Genomic DNA, 25,712 nt, shown 5'->3' with positions numbered 1-25,712 from the left:
CTCACTTCCCGGCAGAGAGCTTGGGGCGAACAAGGGCAGCCGGGGGTTCAAATCCGGCCAGATCGGCGGGTATCAGCGCGGCTCGTCCCTCCTTGAACCACGCTTCCAACCGGTCGACCATCAGCGCGAGGTGCTGCAGCGGCGCCTGCTGCTGTGGGTCTCGTGAGACGTAGTGGACCTGCGAGCGGAAGAATTCCCACGATCCGACCAGCACCAGCAGTCGCTCGGCCCGGGAGATGAGCACGTTCATACGCTGCGGTTCGACGAGGAATCCCAGTCCTGCCCCGCTGGCGGCGGTGTTGTTGCGGACCAGGCTGATCGCAATCACCTCGGCCTGGTTGCCCTGGAAGGAGTCGACGGTAAAGAAGCCGTCCCTGGCCTGCGGGCCGGTGTCGTACTGCGACCGCTGCGGGTCCGGTGCCAGGCGCAGACCTGCCTCGGCGAGCGTCTCACGGAACTCCGGCCCGTCGAGCTGTTGGCGCAAGTAGCCGACCTGCTGCGCGTACGGCGAGAGGATTGCGAGGTCCATCGGCGGCTTGTTGTCAACGCGCAGGGTGCGTAGGAACCGGTCAAGCGCGAACGCCTCGGCGGGGTTGCGGTATTTCGGGGTGCCGTGTTCCATGGCCCGGGTTTCGTCGGCGGACGCCATCGGCAGATCCAGCCACACTATGGCCCGGCCGCCGATCTCTGTTGGAGCGTGCAGGTTGTGCAGGATGCCAGGCTTGGGCTGGCCGCTGTCGGGATCACGGGTGTAGTGCGAAAGTCTCCCCTTGTAGTAGACCTCGGACACCAGTTCGCCGATGTCCGGGTGCATCCGGTGCTGTCCGGTAAGTAGACCTTCCTGCGGTTCGTGATGGGCGCACAGCTTGTGTAGCTGAGCGAACAGCTGCAGCCAGCGCTTGCAGTACTGCTGGAATTCCCCACGCTGCTCCGGGGTTCGGTCACGCCAGCTGAGCAGTACCTCCCGGTCGACGTTCTTGTTTGGCGCCGGCAACGCCTCGAGGGCGGCAACAGTCGAGCTCAGCTCGGCCACCGCCTTTTCGTAGTCCTCAATGCGGTACGGCGACAGCTGCTTCGGGTCACCGATAAGGAGCCAGCGATGCCCTAGGAAGAGCGGCAGGGCGAGTTCGAAGCCGTGGACCTTGCCCGCCTCCTCCACGATCGCCCAGTCGTAGGACACCTCCCCAGCTAGTGCGGCCAGGTCGCCATCCCCCGTCGTGCTGTAGGTGATGCTGGCGCTGCGCTTGACCAGCTCGCGGAACTCCTTGGGGGTCGACGCATCACGTGTGTTGAGTTCCGCCACCATCCGCTTGCAGATGGCCAGCCATTCCGCCTGCACGGGCGAGGTGGCGCATGCGGGCTGGACGGCCTCGATCCGATTGATTGTCTGCTCCAGCAGCTCCCGGGTCACTTGCTGTTCCGAGCCCTGCTCCTCAGCGCTGAGGCCGCCGGGCTGGTCCGGCTTGGCGCGGCGCAGCCGGATTGTCAGCGGCTGGCGCTCCTCAGAGACGTCGGCGAAAGCGTCCTGCTCGACCTTCGCTCGTAACACGTCGACCGCGTGGTGCGCCTGGGCCGTGATGAGCACTTGGGCAACGGGATCCTCTTCCAGAATCTCCCGCAGGAGCCAGGCAACCATGTGCGTCTTGCCGGTGCCCGGAGGTCCCTGGACGGTGTAGATGGGCCGAACACCGAGTATTGTCTCGATTTGCGTGAGCTTGCTCGAGTCGACGGTCTTGGGTCCCAGCGGGACCGGCAGCCGCACCGGACCGCTGTCCATGAGGACCTGTCCCGGCGTGGTCAGGCTTTCCAGCAGGTACGTGTGCTTGGCGAGCTTGGCGATTGCCTGCTTGCGCCGTTTGATCTGCAGCACCTGCCCGCCGAGCCCCTTAGTCCGTAGCACGTGCACGTCGCCGGCCTGTGGCATCTTCGGCAGATCTTGGGTCGGCGTCAGCTTGGCGGTACGTCCGGGTATATCGACGCTGTGCACCACCCACTCAGGAGCCGCCGGCCGATCCTCAATGCTCTCTGAGTTTGGCGAGCAGAGCTGGATGAGGTTGCTGCCTGGCTTGCCGCTGTGCTTCTCGCGGAATAGGAACTCGGCCATACCGCCGTCGATGGCAAACATCCCCGACGGCGGGTGCTCTCGAGCGATCTCGCGCACCTCGACCTGTGTGCAGCTGCCGTCCTCTTCCTCGACCTCGACAATCTCGCAGCGGAACAGCTCGGCGTCTCTGACGAGGATGTCGACCTGATTAGTGATGCGCAGGAAATCACTGAAGCGCTCCTGCTCCTCGCGCCGCTCGCGGGCTTTGTCGACGCGCGGCAGCAGGGCCTCCCACCGGGCCGAGGTGGCGAGGTGGGAGCCAAGGGCGCGCCGTTCGCGGGTGTTGAAGAACTCCAACTGTCCCGGCGGGATGCTGACCTGGTTCGCCGCTGCCCCTGACAGATAGTCGGAGGTCCCGCTGCAAAACGCGTTCTGCCAGGTCGGCTTGCCGTCGACCTCGCTGACAGAGGGGCCGATGATCAAATGCATCCGCCGGCCGGAGAGCACGTACTTCTCGCGATTGGGCACGGGAGTCAGGGTGGCGCCGTCGGCGAAGTCCTTGTACAGAAAGGTGTGTAGCGCACTACGGTGCTCCGCCCGCTTCGGGTCGAACGTGTCGCCCGGTTCGAGCCGTAGCAGCTCGCCGAGGCCGCGGTCGAAGCAGTCGGTCACCAGCCGGCGGTTAGTCGGATCGATGATGACAAGGTGCCGACGGGAAGTGTCGTCGTTCTGCCCCGGATCCTGTAGGACGCCGACGATCTCCCTGATGGTCGCCGAGATGTCCGACTGATGCCGCAGCCGCGTCTCCGGATCCTCGGCGATCAGCCGACTAATGAAGTCGACTTCCAGCGCGGTGAGCTTTCCCTTGGGCTTGGCCAGCAGCTTCAGGACACCGCGGTACCGGTCCCACGGAGCGACAGACGGCGTGTCAAAGTGCTCGAGGTTGAGCATGCAACGGGCGGCGAGCATCCCGAAAGCGAACCAATCGGCGTCCGGCCCGAACGGCGCCCGCCCGGCGAACGCCTCTGGGACGGTCTCCCAGCCGATCCGCGCCGCCCGCGCCGCAGGCCTGCCCAGTCTGATGCTCCATTCGAAACCGCCAAGTCGGGCGGACTCAGGCCCCTCGCCCGGCTCCAGAAAGACGGAATCAGGCACCACGTTGCGGTGCACGACCTGCTGGTCGTGCAATAGTCCCAGCCCGTCGGTAAACCGTTCGAGCATCTGCCACAGCGCGACCCGGTCCTCGGGCCGCCCGCTCAGCCACGCATGGTCTCCACGCTGCAGACCGAGGAGGCTGGCCAAATTTTGCAGTCCCTCCGTCTTGAACACCATCACAAAGCACCGAGCGTCATGATCGATGCCGACGTCGCGCAGCTGCAGCAGTGACTCCTCGGAGCCGGGCGTGCTACGCACCCGGTAGAGCGTTCGCAGTTCCGCGTCCCACAAGGCCCGTTGGACGTCGTCGGGCCGGTCATCAGTGAAAGGCCAGGCCTTGAGTAGCAGCGGCTTGGAGACCTCCTCTTGGTCGAGTGCGCCCCAGAGCCCGCCGTCACCGGGCTTGGAGATCTCTGAGCCGATAAGTTTGTAGCGGCTGTTGAGCAGCAGCGCACCGGACCCGAGACTCATGTGGACCCCCACCTTCGCCGGATGTTCATCACGAACCTAGCCAACGCCGGAGGCGCAGACATCCCGCACGCGTTCGTCTTACCGGACCGAAGGTACGAGCCGGTCCGCGTATCGCGGTTCACCGCGGCAAGGGACTCGCGCACACGTGAGCCATTGCCGCTCCGGCGGAGCCGCGAAGTATGAACGGCACTTCAAGACCTGCCCCCGCCGGAGCAGGCGACTTAATAGTCCGAGCGGACGGCACGGTGCGTCGCGGGGCGGGGCGGGGCGGGTTTACTCGGTTCACCGGAGCCGCAGCCGTCCCCAGTACCGAAGCGACGCCCAGCTAAATGCCATGCATGGTGCAGTGGACCTTCGTGCAGTGTTGCCGATTCTCAAGCACTTAACAATCCCCGCAAAGCCGATCCGGTTGACGGCCGCCGTATCCGGCTGGTCGGGGCCCCGCCAACGCGTCCCCACGTGCAAGTCAAGGGCTGAGCAAATTCTCATGGGGTTGGGCTTCTCTGATCGCCTCTAATCTGCTTGAGTATGCACGTGACCTGGACACCGGCTGGCATGCTCCCTGCAGCGGTGAAGCTCGTCACCTACTCGATTTTGCCTCCATCCAGGAGCTGCCCGTGATCTCGCAGGAGATGTTGGCCGGGTATTTGCTTGAAGAGGTTCTGGCGAGCCTCATGCAGAGCGCCGGATACCGATTGCTCACACACTGTTCTCAAGATCCGGCAGATCTCAGGAGGGGACGATCGGGAGATTTGCAGGTCCGAGGCCGCGGAGCGGATCATCAGGTAGATGTACTCGGCGAGTTTACCGTTATCCCCGCGTTCAGCCATCCATTGCGCCTGTTCGTTGAAGCGAAGGCCCGGGGCGGACGTGTCCGACTACCCGTTATCCGGAACGCTGTCGGAACCATAAACGACATCAACGACGCATGGATGGTCAACTACTCAGAAAATCGGGCCCGGCGTCAATACCGATACGCGCTTTTCTCGACTAGCGGCTTCAGCGAGCCTGCTCAGAAATACGCGATCGCTCACCAGATTTCCATCATCGATTTGTCTGGTCCTGAGTGGGCGAGGCTTCGAGGGGCAGTGAATGACAGCGCGAGGGAGCTATTGCGCAATGTCCCGCCATGGTTGGAGCAATACCCGGTCCGTGTCCTCCGGCAGGTCTTGCGTGGCGTTTTGGGCACCGCACCCGAAGGCGAGTCCCTCGGGCCAGACACGGAGGCCATGGCGGCGGATCTGGGATTGCGCCCAGCTGCCCATAGTGTCAAGCAGCGCCTTGATCACGCCGTCGACGGCGCCCTGCTGGCCTTCCCCGCGGGTCCGCAAGTGCTATTGGTGCGACCCGACAACTTAGATGCGTTCTTGCAGATGGCGAGCGAAGAGCCAGAACACCAGGTCAGCTTATCTGTCGCTCGTGACCAAAGCCATGACACGGCAACCACGTGGGTAGTGCGGCCAATGTCCCGAGACGGCGGCCAATACACGCTACGGTTGACGCTTCCGTCTGCGGTGGAAAGACGAGCGCTCGCGGAAACCGATCGTCGGCTGCAGTCGTTGGCAGCGAAGGGGGAGCTTGGCGGCCGACTTGACATCTTTTGGGATCCACATGGGAGCGGGCCCTCCCGGCTTCGCGGACCACGTCTGTTCCGCCTGATCTTTTCTCGACGAGAACTGCGTCGCCGTAGAGTGGAGGACGGCAGTTCCTAGGCGATGTCCCCCTGCCTCGGCGTCGACAGGGCCCGGTACGTACTCGACCTCGGCAAGCAATAGCAGGACTCAGAGCACTCGATCAGGCGGGCCGCCTACCGATCATGTTACGAGCGCGGCGGCCATAAGGGTCACTATGGTGTTCCCCTTAAGAAGACTCACCCACACACTTGTCTCGACCGAACGCGCATCGAGGAGCCCCAGGCACGCCAAGTGGCAACTACCGGGCGGGTGTGCCGGCCAGTCGCGCACGGCGGAGGTTCGGTAGCCGATCATCACGATCACCGCCTCGCGCAGGCCGGCGAAGAACTCCTTTGACGGCCCATGGCGGCTGCGGCCGTCCGTACCCGTCGGCTCAGATCGCCACGGCGAGTCTGGGCGCGCGGCCGGTGCGGAGTTTTACTGACCTCAGCCGAGTGGGAGCGGCGGTGGGCAGTGAGGTCAGCCGGCGGAACCCGGCGGCGCAGGTTATTGCGGTGAGCGACGTTGTAGGTGTCCTTGACGGAGCGCGGGTCGTCTCCGTCTCCGGCACGCGCTGTCAGGGCCTCCGCTGGTCTAGCGAAGGCCCGTGGAGTCCTCTGGCAGGATCGAAGTCCTTCATAGCGTGCCTGCCGGGAAGTCTGATGCCAGCTGAACTACTCGTCGGTCGGAGGGACGAGCAGTCTGCGGTCAGGGCGCTGATGAATCGCGCTTGCAGCGGCCGTGGCAGCTTTCTGATCATCACCGCAGTTCCTCGCCAGCCGGCGCATGCCGGCCGCAGGCCTCGGTCTCCCGGACCACCTCGGGCCAACGCAGGTATCACATCTTCGCGCTCAACGACAAGTTTGTCAGGTGCGCCATCATGTAGCGATGCCGCGACGCCTGTCCTATGCCGACGCCGTCAAGATTCTGGGTGGTTCCGGGCCGTTTGCCAAGGCTGTCGACAACCTGCTCGGCAGCGCACTTACTGCGGCGACCGCCGGCGGCAGCGATCTCGCGATCAGTCTCTTCGACGCCAAGACCGAGGGAGTCCGACTCGGTAGCCAGGTAGCGGCCAAAATCGGTGATTCGCTACGTGGGCTGGGGCGCCACGACCGCAGCGAGCGGCTCCAGGCCGCGCACACCGTCCTGGTGGTCGCCGCGTTCTTCGAAGAGCTTGACGTTTGCCTGACCTCGGCGGGCATTCACGACCCGAAGTTCACCCGGGAGGACCAGCTTGCGTTTGCCGGCGGCCAGGGCGAGGGGACGCTGGTTGGCCGCTTCCTGCACGCACCCATTCCGTTGCCGACGCCCGATCGTCCGTACGCGGCTCTCCTGACCGCTCTTTGGCGCTGGTTCGCCGACGAGTCGGAGCACATGAGCCGCCACCTCACCGGGCTGGCCGTTTGGGACCGGGCCGACGAGCGCGCGCGTCGTAAGCTGGCCGACCTGCTCAACCGGCGACTGCCCGATGCCGCCGTCGACCGGTATGACGAGATACACCGCCGCCTCGCCGAGGAGATCCCCGAGTTCGCGTTCTGGACCGATCGCCTCGAAGCGCGGGCTACCGCCCGTGGCCTCGATCGCCTCGAGGCGCTGCTGCTGCAGGCCAGCTCGGGACGCGACCCCGGCCTACACCGGGCCGCACTGTCCCGCGCCTATCGCGCCGAACTCGACCGTCCGATCCTCGGTGGCAATGCGGGGGAACTGCTCATGCCTACGCTCGAGACGGCGTACCTCGATCCGCGCTTTCGCGTCCGGCCGGCCGATCCAGGTGCCCGCCCTGCAGACGACCAGTGGTGGGCCGCCGTCGACGTGCGCAACGACTTCGCCGAATTCCTTGCCGCCCACCTGACCACGACCCGTGCCACCGAAGCTCCGATGCTGCTGCTCGGCCAGCCAGGCGCCGGGAAGTCCTCGCTGACCCGCATCCTCGCCGCCCGGCTGCCCGCCGGGGACTTCTTCGTCTGCCGGGTCCCGCTGCGCGAGGTGCCCGCCGAAGCCGAGATCCAGGACCAGGTTGAGCAGGCCTTGCGCCTCACGATCGGCGAGACGGTGTCCTGGGCAGAACTGTCCCGCCACACCGACGGCGCCCTACCGGTCATCCTGCTCGACGGCTTCGACGAGCTCCTGCAGGCCACCGGCGTGCACCAGTCCGACTACCTGCACCGGGTCGTCGGGTTCCAGCAGCGAGAGGCGGCGCTGGGGCGGCCGGTCGCGGTTGTGGTCACCACCCGAATCGCCGTCGCAGACCGCGCCCGCCTGCCCGCCGATGCCCTTGCCGTGCGCCTCGAGCCGTTCGACGAGGCCCAGATTGGGCGCTGGCTGACCGTCTGGAACGAGACCGGTCGGCGAGTCAGGCCCCTGATGCCGGAGGTAGTCCTCCGCTTCCGCGACCTCGCCGAACAGCCGTTATTGCTGCTCATGCTCGCCCTCTACGATGCCACCAGCAGTGGTCTACAGGACGACGCCGCAGCCCTCGATGACGGCCAGCTTTACGAGCGGTTGCTGGCCTCCTTCGCCGAGCGCGAGGTGCGCCGGGTGCACAAGGGCCAACCTGAGTCAGTAGTGTCGGAGTTGGTCGAGCAGGAGCTTCAGCGACTGTCGGTGGTCGCGTTCGCGATGTTCCATCGCCTGCGACTGTGGGCGACGGAACGCGAGCTGGACGATGATCTTACCGGCCTGGGCATCACCCCGTCGAACCCGGGCCGCACCCGGGCCTTCCGCAGCCCGCTCACCGCCGGTCAGGAGATGATTGGGCGCTTTTTCTTCGTGCAGCGGGCTCAAGCCGTTCAGGAGGACCAGGCCCGGCAGACTTACGAGTTCCTGCACGCGACTTTTGGCGAGTACCTCGTGGCCCGGCTCGTCGTACAGGCCATTCACGACACCGAGGCGCGTGAGTCGGCGAGCACACTGGCCCTGCGCATGGGCCCCTCGAGCGACGACGACCTGCTGCGCTCCCTGCTCGGCTTCACGCCGCTGACCGCTCGTGCCACCGTTCTACCATTCGTCGCCGGTCTGCTCGATAGCCTCGACCGCGACCGCACCCGCGCCTGGTTGACCGGTCGCACCTCCCAGGCCATGACCCGCCCGCACTACGTCGAGAGCCGATACCGCCCAGTCGACAAGCGCATCGACCACTGGATGGCCACATACTCCTTCAACCTGTTCCTGCTCACGTTGGCCTGCGGCGGCGAACTGCGAGCGTCGGAGCTGTTCATCCGGACCGACGACCCGGCGGCCTGGCTGCGTAACTCCGCTCTGCAATGGAAGGCCGCTGTGCCGGCGGAGATGTGGATGGACGCCATGGAAGTTCTCAGGGTCAGCCGCGGCTGGCACGACGGCCGCCGCGACGTCGTGCTCGAGTACACGCGTGACTGGACGGCGGACATCCCGGACCCGACCGATATTTACTGGACCAACAGACTCGCGCCGGGCGAGAGCCGCGACGAGATCTTCAGAGCCGCCTTCGAGGTACCGCCCGCGCTCAGGTCCATGCAGCTGAGCAACGACGTGAGCGACGACATGCTGCTACACGCCCTGGAACCGTTGATCCGCCGGATGCCGGCGGCGTTGACCCAGGTCGGAGAGCGCGAACGCGGCGGCCATCTTTCGGTCGCACAGGCCCTCATCCGGATGTGGCTGGCGGTCTCGCTGGAAACTCCTACAGAGGAGCTGGTCACCGCTTGCGGAGATGCTTCCTCGGCCGTGGGGGAGCTGGCCTCGCTCGACCAGCGGAATACACCAGCGGTCCGGGCCGCCACGGAGCTGGTGTTAAGCACCATGCGGACGTCCGCACACCGGCTGCCGCCGGGCAGGGTGTGCGAAATGGTCCACGAGCTGATCGACGAAGGGTGCATGACTTCCCGTGCGGCGATCAGCGCGATCAGTTGCCTGGTCGTCTCTAGAGCGGCGGAGGACCCGTACGGAGCCTCGCTCGCCTCGGACCTGATTCGACAGCATGCACGGGAAGTTCCCGGTGCCCTGCTTGTTCCCGCATTGCGGGCCATCCTCGGTGGCGAGGGAGCCGGGCCGACGGCCATCGCTGGCCTGTCCGAGGCCCTGGTCGGGGCCGGACGCCGGTCCGAACTCGAACGAGCAACCCCGGACCTCGCCGATGCCCTGTTCAACCATCCAGGCAGCCGCACCTGCGACGCGCCCTCGCGAACCGAGTAAGCAGGTCTCCTTGAACGGCTCCACGTCGTTGATCGGCTCGGCCAGTTTGCCGGGGGCAACGTCGAGAGCTTCACCCTCGCAGACGCCATCTCCGCGCGGGTCAGCTGGCACTCGTACCGGTCGAGGTCGTAGGCAACAGCACGGACGAGGGTTTGAAAGGGTGTCCGCAGCGACTCGGCCGCCGCCACTCACGAGGTGCGGGGCGCTTGCCGGCGTGCGAGGAGGGCCTCCGAGTGGCCCTGTAGCCTCGGGGCATGCCTTCGCCGAGTAGCCGGGCGCGTGACCGTGGCCCAGCGTTTCGTTGAGCGACTCGCGGCTCTCGCCGACGAGTTGCAGGCGATGGATCCCCCTCGAGGCACGGCCATCCGCAGTGAGCTCCGTGAAGCCCTCGCGGCTGAGACGAAGCGGCTAGACCAGGCCGCTACTCGCTTGGACCCAACACTGCGGCCACGAGGGCTGTTTGATCCCAGCGCTCCCAGCACCACGGGTCGTATTGTCGCCCTGACCATGATCGCCCAACAACGGCATCCGTTGATGTCTGTCAGACCTTTTTATGGTTCCGGGGTATATGCGCTGTACTACAATGGCCCCTTCGACGCGTACTCACCGATATCCCGCACTGAGCAGCCGATATACGTCGGAAAGGCGGATCCGCAAGTAGCCGAGGCCAAGGACGCGGTTAGCCAAGGAACGAGATTGCATCGTCGTCTTAGTGATCACTGCAGGAGCATTCGGAAGGTCACCTCGCCCTTGCGCCTGGAGGATTTTGAATGCCGGTTCCTCATCGTTCAGACAGGGTATCAAAGCGCAGCGGAGAAGCAACTCATTCAATTTTTCCGACCGATTTGGAATAATGATACGAAGATCTGCTTCGGCATGAGCAAGCATGGCGATAAGGCCAAGACTCGCAAGAACAAACGATCACCGTGGGACACACTTCATCCAGGCAGGCAGTGGGCGGATGCATTGCCCGAAGACCAGAAGCCGGCGAGTGTGATCCGCAAGGAGATCGACACCCATTTCAGGCGATTGCCACCGCACCAAACGCTTGAATCGATCATGGCGGGCGTCATTGGCGACCTGGCGCAGCTGGCACCCACTAGCTTCACCACCGCCGCAGGCAGAGACATACCTATTGAAGCCGGCCCCGATGGGGATGTGCCCAGCGTCGGCTGACTAGGGTGTCGCTGTCGAGGCGAGGTGAGTCCGAAGGCTCTCGATGACAGCGATAGCTTCTTCTTCCTCGATGTCGTCAGCCCATCGAAGCCGCCAGGCTGAACCCTCCGCTAGTACTTCGCCGAGCGCTCGCACTGCCAGATCTCGAATTGATGAATCGACTGCCATGGCCTCCCTGTCGAACAGGAAGCGTGGAGCGTATGCCGAGTTCGAGAACGGTACGCCGCTGAGGGATTGGAGCGCCGTGGCGGCCGCCGCAACGGCTCGAGCGGCTTCCCCCGCCGTAAGGTTCCGCCCGGCCGCCGCCACCGCCAGGGTGACACGCAGAAGTTCGGCGCGTTGGTCGAGCGGGGCGGCCTCGATGGCGTCGCACCACTCGACCGCGTCGTCGTTGTCGAACGGGCCGAGCTGCCAGGTTGCCATCGCCCTCCTCACGTTGGCGATACCCAACCACACCCCGGGTTGCGCGGGTGCCGCGGCTCGGACGGAGTCACTCGGCCACCGAGGCGGGGTGACCGCCACGCGGCGGTTCGACTTTCAAGATCCACAACTCCGCGGTATGCTCCGCCCATGTCTGAGCCGCCCGGAGAGCAGGTTAGGGACCGCACGTCGGTAGAACTCTTCGCGGGCGGCGGCGGCTTGGCGATGGCTGTTCACCGGGCGGGATTTCGCCCTCTCCTGGTCAACGAACTAATGAAGTACGCGTGCGACACGCTCGAGGCCAACGCCGCCATCGACCGCGGCGAGACGGAGCGTGTTCCCGCTCCCGGCGAGAGGTGGCCCTTGGTCAGGGGCGACGTCAGCGGGGTCAGGTTCGACTATCTCTGGGATCGGGTGGATCTCCTCGCGGGCGGGCCCCCGTGCCAGCCTTTCAGCCTGGGCGGCGTCGCGAGGGGCGACGAGGACAAGCGGAACATGTTCCCGCAGATGTTTCGCGCCACCCGCAAGATTCAGCCCAAGGCCGTCATGTGCGAGAACGTACGAGGCCTCCTGCGCCCATCCTTCCGACCGTACTTCGAGTACATCGAGCGCGAGTTGCAGCTTCCGTTCGAGGAGCGTGACCACGACTCGACGTGGCGCGACCATGACGAGGTACTGAAGGAACGTCTGGCCGAGGAACCGCCTGACCCCAAGCGGCGGTACGACGTGGTCACCACCACGGTCAACGCCGCCGATTACGGCGTTCCACAGATCCGCAACAGGATCATCATCGTGGCGTTTCGATCGGACCTGGGTGTCGACATCGAACGCTTCAAGCGGTCGGTGCGTCCACGGTTCTCGGAGGCGGCGCTGGTTCGATCAATGCTCGACGGCACCTACTGGCGGAGGCATCCCCAGGTGCCGGAGCACGTACGCGAGCGCGTTATGTCACGACTGCCAACCACCCCTCCCGAGGATGACGGCAGACTGCCGTGGCGGACCCTGCGGGATGCCCTTCAAGGACTTGACGGACAGCCTCCCCTTCCGCCCGTTCCGTGGGACCAACTCGATCGGCGAGAGCACAATCTCGGTGGGTTCACCGACCATATTGGCTGGCCAGACGCGCGCATCTACGCGGGACACACACCTAACGAGCTGGATCGACCTGCCAAGACGGTCAAGGCAGGGGTGCATGGTGTCCCTGGCGGCGAGTCCGTGATCTTGACCGACGACCTGTGGCCTGAACCGGCCGGCGATAATCCATATCCCTACAGGCATCGATACATGACCGTACGGGAGACGGCACGCGTCATGACCTTCCCGGACAACTGGGTGCTCGCTGGTCCTCGGGGCGAGAAGATGCGCCAGCTCGGCAACGCTGTACCCGTCCTCCTCGGCGAGTTCTTCGCCAAAGCCATTGCCACAGCCCTCGACGAGGCCGAGAGCCATCGGTGACTACCACTGCCGCCAGATCCGAGAGTCCCTGGGCGGACAAGCCCCCAGACTTAAGAGCGTGGAGGGGCCGGCGCGGCCGCAGCCGGAAAGCGGCATCCCTCGAGCAGGACCGCGCCGCCGGCGGACCCGACCGGCGGTGGGTCGACCTCGGCGATGGACGTCGAGCCCGCGCCTCCGTGGACCTCAAACTGCTCCCCCGAACTCGCCGCATTCGGGCCTACCTGCGATGGTCTGACAGGGGCCGCTCACCCGCTCGATACCTCGGCGAGGTCGAACACGCCACCCGGGCTGACAACCTGGCCGAAGGATGGCGGTTGGCCTGGGACCGAGGGCTCCTCATCCCACCGGACACCACCTCATCGTCCTGGGCGAAGAGCCCGGCCGTACGGACAGTCATGCGCGCGAACAAGGCGCGAGACACAGGCCCAGAGCGACGAATACGCTCGCTTCTGCACAAGATGGGCTTGCGGTACCGAGTAAACGCCAGACCACTGACCGGCCTACGTCGAACCGCTGACGTCGTCTTTCCCGCGGCCCGCGTCGCGGTCTTCATCGATGGCTGCTACTGGCACGGCTGCCCCGAGCATTACCGCCCCGCTCGCGCCAACGACCGCTTCTGGAGCGACAAGATCTCTGGAAACCGCGCCCGTGACGCGGAGACCAACGGACTGCTCGCCGAAGCCGGCTGGACCGTGATCAGGATTTGGGAGCACGAGGATCCACACGACGCTGTCAAACGCGTCGCGGCCGCCGTTCGGGCGGCGGCCAGTCGGCGAGTTCATTCGGAACGGTCCGCTCCGTCGTCTTGATCTCGCGCCCGGCGCGAGTGGTTCGCCAGGTCGCGGGCAGATACTGGCGACGGAGAGCCAGCGGGTTCCGGCCGCGCTCGCGGTCGGAGTTCGCTGGGCGCCATCGATGGCGTGCCTCCATAGACATGGTGGTGATGCCAGTTCAGATACCTCGCCCGCGGAGACGGCGCGGTCGCGGGCAGCAGAAGGGAATCCGCCAGTGGCGGTCGGCCAAATGCGGCTCGAGCCGCCGCGTCCTTAAGCACGGCGTCTGCAAGTGACGGCTTCAGATGGATACGCAGGCCGCCGTTGACAGTCATGAGCCCAGTGTCGAACGCGACGTCATGCGTGGGGCAGGCGGTAAGGCCGTTACGTGCGTCCAAGCGCTCGGCCGGCGTACTCACCCGCCATGGCTTGATGTGGCTGGCCACCAGCATTCGAGCGGCTCTGTCACCCGCAATCTTCACCGACAGGCCGCAGAAGACACAGCGATGGTGATGGTTGCGTAGCACCTCGTTGGCGAAGCGGTGCTGACCAACACGCACGGCTGCGACAAGGAGACGTTCCGTCGTCTGTTCGTCGAGATCGGCCCGCGACTTCAGCCATTCAATCGAGGTAGCTTGTACCGCGCTTTCAACCGCTGCCGTCTCTAGTCGGTCCTGACCGCTAAGTCGCAGTTCACCGCCGTCGTCGGCGAGGCTGAGGAAGTCCGGTAGGTTCTTCGAGCCGATGCCAAGGTCTCGCGCGGCGGCGAGTATGACCCGGTAGATGACCCCAAGGCGCCCAGGTACCGCGAGGAGATGAGCGGCCACCTCGATCTCGTGTTTGGCACCATTGCGTCGACTGCCGTCAAGGTTCGCCATCTTGGCCAAGACGCTGCTGTTCGGACGCTGGAACAGGCGCCCGAGCGTGGGGACAGGCTCCTCGGCCAAGTGGGCTGTAGAGCCACCGTACTTCCGGTGGTTGACCAGGAAACTCGCGGCGAGACACGTCAGCGTCTCGACAGGAAGGAAGTTGACCTGCCGGCCCGCCGTGACCGGAGTACGCGCAAGGACGGCCTGCCACTGCGAACGCGCGGCGGCGGGACCAATGTCGACGTAATCGATGAAGTTGGGCATTTCAAAATGCCTCTACTAATTGCCGTTACGCGTCGAGCTCGAAGAGTGATGCGGCATCGCCACTTCCCGAGTCCGCTGCCTCCGCGTCCACCGCTCCCGCGGCGAACTGGCGGGGACCCGGGGTGAAGAGGACATCACCGCCCGGCTCCTGTCGCCACCAGCCGAGAGCGCTGCCATACCGTCGATGCTCTTGATACAGGATGAGGTAGCCAGGCAAGGCGGTCATCTGCCATCCCGCGGGTAGGGCGGCGACCAGATGCTGGGCAAGGTCCTTTGCGGTCAAGGGCCCTGCGGGGACGACCATCGACAGGTCCCGGAAGGTCTTCCTGGCGGAAGCGCTACTTTCGAAGCGGAGAAGGTACGGGAGCTGGGCCTTCGCGGCCTCCAGCACGACCGCGACCGACTGCTCGCTACGCCGCAGCTGGCACTGGTACTCAAGGTCGATGGGATAGGTGGCGTCGAAGTGCGCCGCCTTGACCACGCTCGTGTCGCGATTGCGCCCCGGGTCCTTGTTGCCGAACCCGTTGGTGTTCCAGGGGATGCTGTCGTGTTTCCGATACTTCTTGATAAGCAGCTTTTCCGGTGCCGCCGCGTCCAGATCCTCGTCAACGTAGACACAGACGAACTCAACGGCTGCGGAGTCGAGCCCTGTTCTGCCGGACAACTTGCGCAGGTGTTGGGTCAGCCGGTCCTGCAGTGACCTAGCGGCCTTCCCGACGTAGACGCGTTCCCCCTTGAAGAACAGTGCGTACACGCCGGGGCGCCCTAGCACCGCGGAGAGCGCGACGGCTGTCAAGGGGGCGGGCTTGAGTGGCCGTAGGGTGGTCTCTAACTGATCGGCGAGCGCGCGAGTGATGCTGAGGCGAAATTCAGCCGCCCACTCTTCTGCCAACGTCGCCTCCGAGAGTTCGCCGATCCGGGTTTCGCAGTCTGACATGTCCCGCCCGGCGTGCCAACCAGTCGGGGAGACCTTCGCTCCGGCCGCCAGCACCGTCAGTCCAAGTTGGCGATGAGGCGGCAAGCTGTAACCGGTCGAGCCGCGACAGGACAGCGCCCGGGGGTAATCACCCTCGCGGGTCAGGACCCGGCCACCCGCGCACCATTGCCGCCGCCCCATTCAGGCCGACCGCTCCCGGGGTCGATTCTGCGGACAGACCACCGATGGCATCTGCGGCATGATCGCTTTCCAACATGGTCGGGAACCCGACTGCCCGCGTGCGAGCAGGCCTCACGTTTTCCGAGCAAGGCCAGATCACCCGAACGGATGATTTTCAGAGTCAGCAGATCAGCCAGTGAAGGCCCGTGCATGCGAACAGAAGGTACCGAGTAGCCGGGGGCCCTTCGGCCACGACTGCTGCCGGAGCAGGGCATACGCCTCGCGAAGCGGGCCACGCCTACATCTGGGCTACGGCAGGAACCTATCTGAGCGAAAGGCGGCCGTCAACGCTTCGGGCGTAACGCGCTTTTACGGCGAACCATATCGAGTGACATTGACACGCTCGAAATGGACTCTTGCCGATCCCTTGCGGGACGAGTGGAAGTCCTCCATGTTTCTCAGGGCAGGCGAGAGCGGGGCAGGGCCCACGAGGGCCTATCAACCCGATTGGCTTCGAGCCGTGGGTTGCCAGGTTGGAAAGCGTGAGATGGAGGAGACGTTCGGGTGAGCGAGGGTGATGACTTCGCCCGTTGCGTGGCCGTACTGGCCGACGACGCGGAGCGCGCGGGGAAGCTGGAATGGACCGACGTGGTACGTGTCGTCACGGCACGCGGCCTGGGTGACGCGTTGGCAGAGGTCGTCTTGGCCCTGCGCGACCTCCGGGTCGAGGTCGACGCGCCGGTCGGCATAGCGCCTGACAGCGGGCGGCCGGCTGGAGGCGATGCCGCCACCTTGCCAGCGTCGATGCGGACCCACGCCATTCTTCGAGCGGAGGACGAGGTCAACCTCGGCAGGCGCGTCCAACTCGGCCTCAAGGCCGCTGAGACTGCGGCCAGCCTGGGGGTCGATCCCGACCCGCCGGCGCGGGCTCTGATCGAGGACGGCCGACAGGCCCGCGACGCCCTCATCCTCGCGAACGTTCGCCTTGTGACCAGCATGATGCGCAGGTACACCCACCGGTCAGGCGACCTGGACTTCGACGATCTGGTGCAGGAGGGTGTGAAAGGTCTTCATCGAGCCGCTGAGAAGTTCGACCCCGAGAAGGGTTTCAAGTTCTCCACGTACGCGTCGTGGTGGATTCGGCAGTCGGTGGAGCGCGCGATCGCCGACACCGGAACTCTCGTCAGGCTCCCTGTCCACGTGTGGGAGCAGGTGCGCAAGGTCGAGAACTACGCGCGCTCCTTCGAGGCGCGAAACGGCCGCCCTGCTCGCCTCGCGGAGATTGCCGATGGCGTACAGGAAGACCCGGCACGAGTGCAGGCGCTCCTGGATTGGTCTTCACCCGTCGTTCATCTCGACGCCTCGGTGGCCGCCGGTGATGGCGACGCGACTCTCGGCGATTTTGTGCTGGTGGCCACCGAGCCTGGCCCCGAGGAAGCCGTCGTCACCTCGGACGTCGCGGTTGGACTGCGACAACGGTTGACCGAGGTTCTCGATCCCCGGTCGCTGCGCATTGTGGAAGCCCGCTTCGGCTTCGGGGATCAGGACGAGGCGACCCTGGAGTCCATTGGGACCGACCATGGCATCAGTCGGGAACGGGTGCGCCAGCTTGAGGCCAAGATTTTCAAGGTCCTTCGCGAGGATCGAGATGTTCGCGCGTTGGCGGAACTGGTGTTGGGGAGAGCGGCATGAGAGAACACGAAGCCCACACTCGTTTCGTGCGGTGGCTCGACGAGCGAGTCACCGCGGAGGGCCGTGGCGACCACACGGAGACGCTTGACGTTGACCCGGCGGGGGTCTTTTGGCTGGGACGGCTCGCGCCGGAGAACGCCGCCATCGCCCGTCCCGGCCGCGAACGACGAATGGATCCCTGCGCCATCGGCATCCGGCTGCGGCCTGCCGCACCTGGGCCCTGGGCATTCACCGTCCGGGTCACCGCCTGCGGCTGGTACCAGATCGCCAACGGCGAAGGTAAGAAGTCCTCGAACAAGTGGGCGAAGACTGAGGTGATCGAGGTCGATGTTCCGATCACCATGGCTCTAGGACTTCCAGAGATGATCTTCGGCGCGGATGAGATCACCGCTCGCCTACGCGCAGTGGGTATCGCTGCGTCGGCGGAAATCCGGGTCAATGACGAGTCGTGGCGAGACGCAACTCCCGAACTCACCGTGGAGTTCGTGAACACGACAGAGGAGAGCAAGGGGCTGCCTCGCGGAGAGCGTTACCTGTTCCAAGCGCAGATGACGATCTTCAACATGCCGACGGTGCCCTACACCCTGGAGAGCCTGCCGGACAGCTTCCGCTACGACCGGAGCCTCACCGCGATCGGCATCAACTGCGGCGTCGAGTCTCACTCCAACGGCGATGTCCTCACCACCGCCGACACCATCGTCGTCGAACGGAAACGCCCCGAGTACACGTTCGACGGCACGGCGCCCGACCAACTCGACCTTGGCTTCGACATACTTGCCACGGACCCGATCCCGCAGCTCACCGCGCTGACACTCGCCTACGAGGAGTGGGGAATTCAGCATTGGTCCGATGACACGCTTACCCGCCGCGCGAGCACCGACGGTTGGAGCGCGGAGATGCTCGCTGAAGCCCGCGAGGCCGCCGGCCATCACCGCGCCGAGGTCGAGCGGGTGCGCCGCGGCGTGGCGATCCTCGGGGAGAACGACGTCCTGAGGCGGGCGTTCCAGCTCATGAACGAGGCGATGTCCAGATCGGTCCGTGGCCGCTACCACGGCTGGCGCCCGTTCCAGATCGGCTTCATCCTTTCGGTCCTACCCAGCCTCACCGACGGACCGAGCGAGTGGGACATGGTGGAGATCGTCTGGTTCGCCACAGGGGGCGGCAAGACCGAGACGTATCTCGGCCTGCTCATCCTCGCGGCGTTCTTCGACAGGCTGCGTGGCAAACCTTCCGGCATAACCGCCTGGAGTCGGTTCCCTCTTCGGATGCTCTCTTTGCAGCAGACGCAGCGGTTCGCTGACGCGCTCGGCGCCGCGGAGGTCGTGCGGCAGGACCGTGCCATCAAGGGGCACCCGATCTCGTTGGGATACTTCATTGGCGCGTCGTCCACGCCCAACGACATCCCGAAACAGCCCACTGAATACAACTCGATCGACGTCGAAGACGACGCCATGCCCCAGCGGTACAAGGTGCTCAGCCGGTGCTCCTTCTGCGCCGAGCCGAGTGTTGAGGTGCGATTCAACCGACGCGTGTGGCGCCTGGAACATTTCTGCGCGAATCCCTCGTGTCGCACCAAGGGTGAACCGCTGCCCATCTATGTCGTCGACGCCGAGATCTACCGGTTCCTACCCACCGTCGTCATTGGCACCCTCGACAAGGCGTCGGTCGTCGGCATGCAAGCGAGCATGCGGGGCTTCGTACACGGACCAACGGCATGGTGCACTCGCGACGGGCACGGCTTCACCTACGCCAAACGGGGCTCCCGCAAGGGTGGCTGCCTCGTCCCGGACTGCGACGCCGTCACCACCACGATCAACGAAGAGCAACGAGCCCGATTCGCCCCGAGCTTCCGGCTGCAAGACGAGCTCCACCTACTCCGGGACTCACTCGGCGCGGTCGACTCGCACTACGAGGCCATCCTCGACGGCCTTCAGCGCGAGCTCACTGGAACGGCGCCGAAGATCATCGCGTCGTCGGCGACCCTAGAGGGCTACGAACGGCAGGTGGACGTGCTGTACTCCCGCCCCGGCCGGGTGTTTCCACAACCCGGACCTCAGGCGGGACAGAGCTTCTGGAGCCGCGAGACCGATCAGCTCCTGCGCCGATTCGTCGCCGTGTGGCCCCGCGGCGTCACCCTGGAATGGGTGTCCGATCGGACCACTACGATCCTGCAGGACAGTGTCCGAAGGCTGATCAGGGCCCGAGACGCCACGTGCGCCGAGATCGGAATCGATCCTGCCGCCGCTGACGAACTGCTCAACCTCTATGGCACCGACGTGATCTACGGCAACACTGTTCGTGACGTCGAGGCAGCCCGACGTTCGATGGGCACCCAGGTGCCCATCGACCCGCTCCGGGTGGAGTCGCTGACCGGCCAAACGAACTTCGCTGACGTCCGCGACGTACTCGACGACCTACTTAGCCCCGAAGACGAGTTCGCCGAACGCATCCACGTCGTCACCGCCTCATCGATGCTCTCCCACGGTGTCGATGTGGACCGCCTCAACATCATGACCGTACTCGGCGTCCCGCTCACCACGGCGGAGTTCATCCAAGCCACCGCTCGGGTGGGCCGCACCTATCCCGGCCTCGTCTACGTGATTCACAAGGTAGGCAGGGAGCGCGACTCCACCGTCTACAGCCACTTCCGAGCCTTCGTCGAGCAAGGCGACAGGTTCATCGAACCCATTCCGGTCACCCGCTCCAGCCGCCGAGTACTCGAACTCACCACACCCGCTGCGGTCGAGGCCCGACGCCTGTTCGTGCATGAACCAAAGTCTCCGCGGCAGCGCCTCACCACCGTTGACCTGCTCCGCGACTACGTGAACCTCACCGGGCTGTCGCCGCAGGCCGAGGTCGACGCGGTCGCGGCCACCCTTGGCATCCGGGACACCGAACACCTGCTACGCGAGGACCTCGAGGTCGACCTGCTCGAGGGCTACTTCGTGCGCCTGCAGGAATACGGAACCGGCGCGCGGTGGCCCACCGATCTGCTCGGCCGCGACCGCAAGCCGATGCTCTCGCTACGCGACGTTGAAGCCCGCATCCCGATCAGCGACGACCAGGCCAAGGACTCTTGATGAAAGACAACCGCAGCGGCTCACAAGTCCTCTACGGCTTCCTACCACAGCAGACCGGTGACCTGCGAGGCGGCATCTACCGCACCGTCGAGTGGAAAGACCCGCTCCGCGTCGACGTCGACGACACAGTCCTCCGCCGCAAACTGATCGAACAAATCAACGGCTGGTCCTTCCGCGGCGACGACGCGGGCATCGCTCGCGGCTTACACGCCGGCCACCCAATCGAAGTCGTCGAGGTCAACCCCGACCGTGGCGTACGCGTCGAACAGTTCCCCAACGTCTACATCTGCCGTGCCTGCCGCGTCGTGGAAGATCGCCACCACCCCAACTGTCCAGTCTGCGGAGCAAAGAAAAGCTGGGACCAGCTTCACTTCGTCGGCTACCACGAATGCGGCATGCTCGAAGCACCTAGCATTCCGCGCTGCCCCGTCCACAACTTGTGCCGCATGCCCTACCAAAAAAGCATGGAAGCCGCCCGCATCCGGTTCGTCTGCCCCATCTGTGACAGGCAAACCCGCCAAGGGATGGGTTTCCGCAAATGCCCGTGCGGTCGGTCATGGAACAACACCCGCAGCAACCCAACAATGCTCGTCTACAACATTCACCGAGCCTCCACCGTATACACCCCTCAGACGTTCACCCTGATCAACCCACGTAACCGACGAAGAATGGCCGAGATCACCGAAGCCGGCGGCCCCCGTCGCGCCCTCGCCTGGGCCATCGGCGGGTTCGTCTCACTCAAACCAGGATCCGACAAGCCAACCAAGTCATCGGCCATCGACAACTTCATGAGCCAAGGCTATTCACGCTCCAGCGCGGAGGCCATGGCCGCCATCGCCAGCGCCGCCGGTGAACTCGCTCCCGAGGAGGAAATCGGTCGCCTCGCGAGCGCGCCAGCCAGCCGGATCGAGGCCACTGAACGCGAGGCGGTGGAAATCGCCCTGGCCACGATTGAATCACGCATCCGAATCACTGACTTGACTCGACCCGAAACGCCAGCCAACGCCCGCGTCATGTACCAACATGACTACCCGACCGCCATCAACAGGGCTGGCCTCGAAGCCATCGACCTCGTCGACAAATTCCCAGTCCTCCGGGCCGTCTACGGCTTCACGCGAGGCGGCCTCGAACCTGGCAAGGGGCGCCTCAACCTGTTCCCAGGCCGCCGCGGCACCCGCGTCTACGCCGACCCCCAAGAATCCGAAGCCCTCATGTTCCGCCTCGACCCGCAGCGCGTCCTCACCTGGCTCAACCGCCGCGGCCACGCCCTACCCCACCCTGTCAACGCGAGTGACGCCCGCGCCATCGTCGCCGGCCAAGTGGTCACGCCCGACCGCTTCACCGACGAACCCGACGCGACCCCCGCCGGCCGCGACCTACTCGAGCTCGTCCACTCCTACGCCCACCGCGTCATCCGTCAGCTATCCGTCTTCGCCGGCGTCGACCGCGAAAGCCTCGGCGAATACCTCGTACCCAGCCACGCCACCTTCTTCATCTACGCCGCGACGCGTGGAGACTTCGTCCTCGGTGGCGTGCAAGCCGTATACGAGAACAACCTCCACCACTTCCTCAACGCCTTCATGGCCGCCGAAACCCGATGCGCCCTCGACCCGGCGTGTCGCCGCCACGGCGGCGCCTGCCACGCCTGCCTCCACCTCGGCGAGCCGGTCTGCGACCGGTTCAACCACTACCTCGACCGAGCGACCCTGTTCGGCCACGACGGCTACCTCGCCACCCACATCTAGCCTTTCGGCCGCGACAGAGAGGACGCAAGCCGGAGATGACCACCACAACAGCCACCAAGAGCAAGCGCATCGCTCCGCAGGCGTACGAGGCGCTCGCCGAGGCGCTCGCGGTGATCCACTGGAATAAACAGCCGTACGAGACATATCTCCGCCGCCACCTTCGCGATCACCTCGAGCTGCTCGCACGCCTCGACTTCACTCAGACGAAGCGCGTCGTCGCCGCAACCTTGGTCGACCTACTTCAGAGCGCAACCGCCTACGACGAGACGACCCTCACGATCATGACCGAGATCGCCGAGATGACGACCTTTCCCAACCTCGCCCGGCAGACCGACGCCGCTGACCGAATAGCAGTCGCCCGCAGCGCGGTAAGCGTCCTCGCGGGCCTGACGAGTCAGTACCGCCGCGACCTCCACCAGAGGGAACGCCTTCGGGCAACCCGCGAAGCAGAAGCCCAAGCCGCCGAGGCCACGAGACTGCAGACCCGTGCTATGTCCTCCATCAAGGCCGACTTCCTCGGCCTGCACGAAGCGACTGACCCTCACCGGCGGGGCCGCCACTTCGAACATCTCCTAAATCGCCTGTTCGAACTTCATGACATGGAGCCGCGGCTCGGCTATGCGGTAGCCAACGAACAGATCGACGGATCGCTGCACTTCGACACGGACGACTACCTCATCGAAGCCAAGTGGTGGAAACAACCCGTCGACCGAGCCGAGGCGGACGTCTTCACCGCGAAGATCTGCCGCAAAGGCCGCAACACGCTAGGCATCTTCATCGCCGTGAACGGCTTCACCAAAGGCTTCCTCCAGGCCACCCACCCAGGCGGAACACCCTTCATCACCGTTGACGGAGAGGATCTCTTCTATATTCTCGAGGGCCGCATCGCTCTGCCAGAATTGCTTCGCACCAAACGCCGTCACCTCAACGACACCGGCAGCTGCTGGTGCCCGGCACGGGGACTGTGGATCTAACGGCCGGGGTGAACACGCTCCTCGCGAGCCCGTCATACCCGCCGACAGTGGCTGAATGAGAGGCGATTCGGTCAGCGCTGACGCCCGCAAACAGGTGTCCGGCGGGTCGATCCGCCTGGCAGGATTGTCCCGGCTCCGACCGGCTCGAGGTTGGTGCCGCTGGTGGGACGGGGAGGGGCGAGTTGAAGCAGTTTGACGAGGGCCTGCGATGCCAGGACGTGCACGCGGGACTACGTAACGTTGATCCGAACTCAGGAACCCTCACGCCGCTGGCCGATACCCAGCTGATCGGTATGGCGGCGAGTCTAGCGGCGCTGATCCGTGGCCAGGATGTGATCGCCGATGCCCAGGCGCTGCGGGCGGTGGCTGCCGAGCAGCTGGACGTTAATCAATTCGCTTTCGACCCGGTGATCATCGCGTTGGCCGAGGTGGGCTTCGTTGAGGGTGTGCAGCGTTCCGGCGGGAAGATCACCAGATTCACCGAGAGCGTCCCGTACTACGACGACCTCTACACCCGGCTAGGCGAAGCTTGGCGGGATCGGCAGCCTACAGAGCTTGAACAGCAGTTGGTGCTCCTGGTCGACCACCTCGCCGACGCACCCGCGCCAACCGAGGAACTCGCCCAGCGCATCGGTCTGGATAGCTCTGCGGTGCCTGCCCTGTTAGAGGTCGGAGGCCGCGCCGAGTTGGTGAAGACAATCCCTTTACTCGATGGCGACGTGGTGTACTCGCCGTTTTTCGGCTTCGAGAACCCGGACTTGGTCGGCGATCTCGTGCGTGAGCATGGGGCGCATCAGCTGGCCGACGCGTTCGCAGCGTTGCGTGGCGAGCAGGGGATGCCGGTCACCGCGGCTGAACCGGTCTTGCAGGATGCGATCGCTCGCGGTTTGCTTCTGGCTCCGGCCGTGGAGCTGCCCGGTGGCACCGTGCAGCCGTTCGCGGCTCTGCCGTACACCCTGGATCGGGAGTTGTTGCGCGGGCGTAAGCCGGTGCTGGAGAAGGCGCTGGCGGTACTGGCGTGTCTGCGGTGTGGGCAGCATTTTGGTGGTGCGACCAGCCTGCCCGCCGGCGCACTGGTGGACGTCATCGACAAGTTGCTGGACCCCAACCGGGGGTTTCTCCGCCCGCATGAATCGCATGAACGGCAGTATCGCCTCATGCATGCTGCTGGTTTGCTCGCTTTCGCTCCCGACCTGTGGCCTGGTGGTAGCTGGGTGACACCCCGGTTCATCGACACCCCAGACAACCGGGAAGCCCTGCACATTGCCCGTGACCTGATAACTCATGGCGAGCCACTCGCGGGACGCGCGGGGGACGAGCAGGCTCGGGCTGCTCTTTTGCTCGGCCAGCCGTTCACGGCACCGATGCAAACCGTGACGCGGATGCGAGGCAAGGCATCGGTCTCGCCGAAACAGTGGCAGAAAGTCATTGACGCAGCGATGGGTCGAGGGCAGGTACGGTGAGCGAGCAGGATCTCGGGTTGAAGGTCGCGTCACGGCGACTGCTCTGGAGGATGGGCTACACCACTCGCCTGGATGTGCAACTGCGCGGCGTGTGGGGCCCCGACCGATCCGGTCGGACCACCGATCGGGCCCGGCGCGGCGCGCAGCCGGAGTCGTTCACCGACCTCGACGTGCTTGGCCTTGGCTTCACCGGCGGGTCGCGGCTGCACAGCGCCATCGTTGACTGCAAGACCACACCCGGCGGCTCAACCAGCCGCATGTTTTGGGTTCGGGGAGTCGCGGACTTCTTCGCCGCTGACGACGCGTATATGGTGCGCGACAGCGTCGTGACCGACGCCGCCCGGCAGCTCACCACCAAACTCGGAATCACTGCGCTAACCAGCGAAGACCTCGGCAAGCTAGAGGCATTACACCCCCGTGACCTGCCACTGGACGTCTCGCCACTGGCACGGCTGTTCGACCAGGACAGCGCAGCCAAGGTGCTCGCGGCCTTCACCGGGCTCGACGGGCGACTCAAGCCGCTGCTGGACTACCGTGAGTTCGGGTACTGGCTCTACGACGAGTACCGCAATCCCGTGCAACTCGTCGAGCACCTGCGTGGATGTGCCAGCCAGCTCGACGCCCGGAACCCCCGTCACCTCGCGCTGGTCCTCGACTTGACCTGGCTATACCTCGTAACCCTGACCCACGCCATTCACGCCATTCGGGCAGCCCACGTAGCTGACCCGGACCGCGGCCTGCAGGAGTACCTCTTCGGTGGGACGGTGGGGCTCCGGGAAAAACAGCAGTTGGCCCAACTGTTGGAGGGCCTACGCAGCAACGGTGCCGTACCCAGCGAGGTCAGCGTCGATCTGCTGCCCAGCTACTACACGAAGCTGCGGGAGTTGGTCATCCGGATCATGCGCCGGCCCGATCGCGTGCTGTCGGCACTGCGGCTGCTGGAGCTGATGACGGCAGTGACGGCGTTGGGCGACCGCGTTGAACCTGGCGATATCGGGAAAATTTATGACGACGTGGCGGCTAAACAGGCGGCCGATGTCGTGGGATTCCTGGTCACCACCGCTGGACTGAACCCTGGATTCCGCGATCGCGCCCGATCGCTTCTACTAGGTGAACCGCTGCCGGCGCCACCCACCTAGCCGACCGCGAGAGGTGGCTTCCACGGCAGGGCCCAGTAACTGCGGACAGG

At 65.2% G+C, this 25,712-nt stretch carries 15 protein-coding genes; 11 read left to right on the top strand and 4 right to left on the bottom strand.

From position 1 onward, the window contains the following. Position 1 precedes the first annotated feature (1 nt). Entirely contained in the window at positions 2-3,670 is a 3,669-nt protein-coding gene (locus ACTWLT_RS21475) for an AAA domain-containing protein (protein ID WP_445319925.1), read from the bottom strand. A 617-nt stretch (positions 3,671-4,287) separates the two neighbouring features. On the opposite strand from ACTWLT_RS21475, the gene ACTWLT_RS21470 reads away from it, so the two are divergent. The 3 genes from ACTWLT_RS21470 (at position 4,288) to ACTWLT_RS21460 (ending at position 10,692) form a co-directional block, all read left to right on the top strand. After that, positions 4,288-5,382: a restriction endonuclease gene (locus ACTWLT_RS21470; RefSeq protein WP_445319924.1), complete on the top strand. Its 1,095-nt coding sequence runs from the start codon at positions 4,288-4,290 to the stop codon at positions 5,380-5,382. Positions 5,383-6,231: 849 nt separating this feature from the next. Beyond that, positions 6,232-9,516: an NACHT domain-containing protein gene (locus tag ACTWLT_RS21465; protein ID WP_445319923.1), complete on the top strand. Its 3,285-nt coding sequence runs from the start codon at positions 6,232-6,234 to the stop codon at positions 9,514-9,516. A gap of 279 nt (positions 9,517-9,795) precedes the next feature. Beyond that, complete coding sequence (locus ACTWLT_RS21460; RefSeq protein WP_445319922.1) at positions 9,796-10,692, top strand: Eco29kI family restriction endonuclease; 897 nt, start codon at positions 9,796-9,798, stop codon at positions 10,690-10,692. On the opposite strand, the gene ACTWLT_RS21455 is transcribed toward ACTWLT_RS21460, so the two are convergent. Then, on the bottom strand, positions 10,693-11,115 hold the full coding sequence (locus ACTWLT_RS21455; RefSeq protein WP_445319921.1) for a DUF4259 domain-containing protein: 423 nt from the start codon (positions 11,113-11,115) through the stop codon (positions 10,693-10,695). 147 nt (positions 11,116-11,262) lie between these two features. Here ACTWLT_RS21455 and ACTWLT_RS21450 point away from each other — a divergent pair, with 147 nt between their 5' ends. Next, entirely contained in the window at positions 11,263-12,567 is a 1,305-nt protein-coding gene (locus ACTWLT_RS21450; RefSeq protein ID WP_445319920.1) for a DNA cytosine methyltransferase, read from the top strand. A 395-nt stretch (positions 12,568-12,962) separates the two neighbouring features. Next, positions 12,963-13,376 carry a very short patch repair endonuclease gene (locus ACTWLT_RS21445; RefSeq protein ID WP_445319919.1) on the top strand — a complete coding sequence of 138 codons (414 nt, stop codon included), beginning with the start codon at positions 12,963-12,965 and terminating at the stop codon, positions 13,374-13,376. Here ACTWLT_RS21445 and ACTWLT_RS21440 read toward each other — a convergent pair. Both ACTWLT_RS21440 and ACTWLT_RS21435 read right to left on the bottom strand, forming a co-directional pair. After that, entirely contained in the window at positions 13,346-14,473 is a 1,128-nt protein-coding gene (locus tag ACTWLT_RS21440; protein ID WP_445319918.1) for an HNH endonuclease, read from the bottom strand. The two genes, ACTWLT_RS21445 and ACTWLT_RS21440, sit on opposite strands and share 31 nt — an antisense overlap. A 25-nt stretch (positions 14,474-14,498) precedes the next feature. After that, positions 14,499-15,464 (bottom strand): GIY-YIG nuclease family protein, encoded by a 966-nt coding sequence (locus ACTWLT_RS21435; RefSeq protein ID WP_445319917.1) that lies wholly within the window; start codon positions 15,462-15,464, stop codon positions 14,499-14,501. 669 nt (positions 15,465-16,133) lie between these two features. On the opposite strand from ACTWLT_RS21435, the gene ACTWLT_RS21430 reads away from it, so the two are divergent. The 6 genes from ACTWLT_RS21430 (at position 16,134) to ACTWLT_RS21405 (ending at position 25,662) form a co-directional block, all read left to right on the top strand. Then, the gene (locus ACTWLT_RS21430) at positions 16,134-17,261 is read left to right on the top strand and encodes a sigma-70 family RNA polymerase sigma factor (RefSeq protein WP_445319916.1); all 1,128 of its coding nucleotides are present in this window, start codon (positions 16,134-16,136) and stop codon (positions 17,259-17,261) included. Then, positions 17,258-20,341 (top strand): DEAD/DEAH box helicase family protein, encoded by a 3,084-nt coding sequence (locus ACTWLT_RS21425; protein ID WP_445319915.1) that lies wholly within the window; start codon positions 17,258-17,260, stop codon positions 20,339-20,341. Before ACTWLT_RS21430 ends, ACTWLT_RS21425 begins: the two co-directional genes overlap by 4 nt. Next, positions 20,341-22,086 carry a DUF8724 domain-containing protein gene (locus ACTWLT_RS21420; RefSeq protein WP_445319914.1) on the top strand — a complete coding sequence of 582 codons (1,746 nt, stop codon included), beginning with the start codon at positions 20,341-20,343 and terminating at the stop codon, positions 22,084-22,086. Before ACTWLT_RS21425 ends, ACTWLT_RS21420 begins: the two co-directional genes overlap by 1 nt. Positions 22,087-22,121: 35 nt before the next feature. Next, positions 22,122-23,060, top strand: coding sequence for a restriction endonuclease (locus tag ACTWLT_RS21415; RefSeq protein WP_445319913.1), 939 nt, complete (start codon positions 22,122-22,124; stop codon positions 23,058-23,060). 182 nt (positions 23,061-23,242) lie between these two features. After that, the gene (locus ACTWLT_RS21410) at positions 23,243-24,523 is read left to right on the top strand and encodes a hypothetical protein (protein ID WP_445319912.1); all 1,281 of its coding nucleotides are present in this window, start codon (positions 23,243-23,245) and stop codon (positions 24,521-24,523) included. After that, positions 24,520-25,662 carry a hypothetical protein gene (locus ACTWLT_RS21405; protein ID WP_445319911.1) on the top strand — a complete coding sequence of 381 codons (1,143 nt, stop codon included), beginning with the start codon at positions 24,520-24,522 and terminating at the stop codon, positions 25,660-25,662. The genes ACTWLT_RS21410 and ACTWLT_RS21405 overlap by 4 nt, the downstream gene beginning before the upstream one ends. The last annotated feature ends 50 nt before the right edge of the window (positions 25,663-25,712 follow it).

The sequence above is a fragment of the Micromonospora yongxingensis genome (assembly GCF_052601155.1).
Note: the sequence above shows the minus strand (reverse complement) of the source record. Positions and strands in the feature narration are given on the sequence as shown.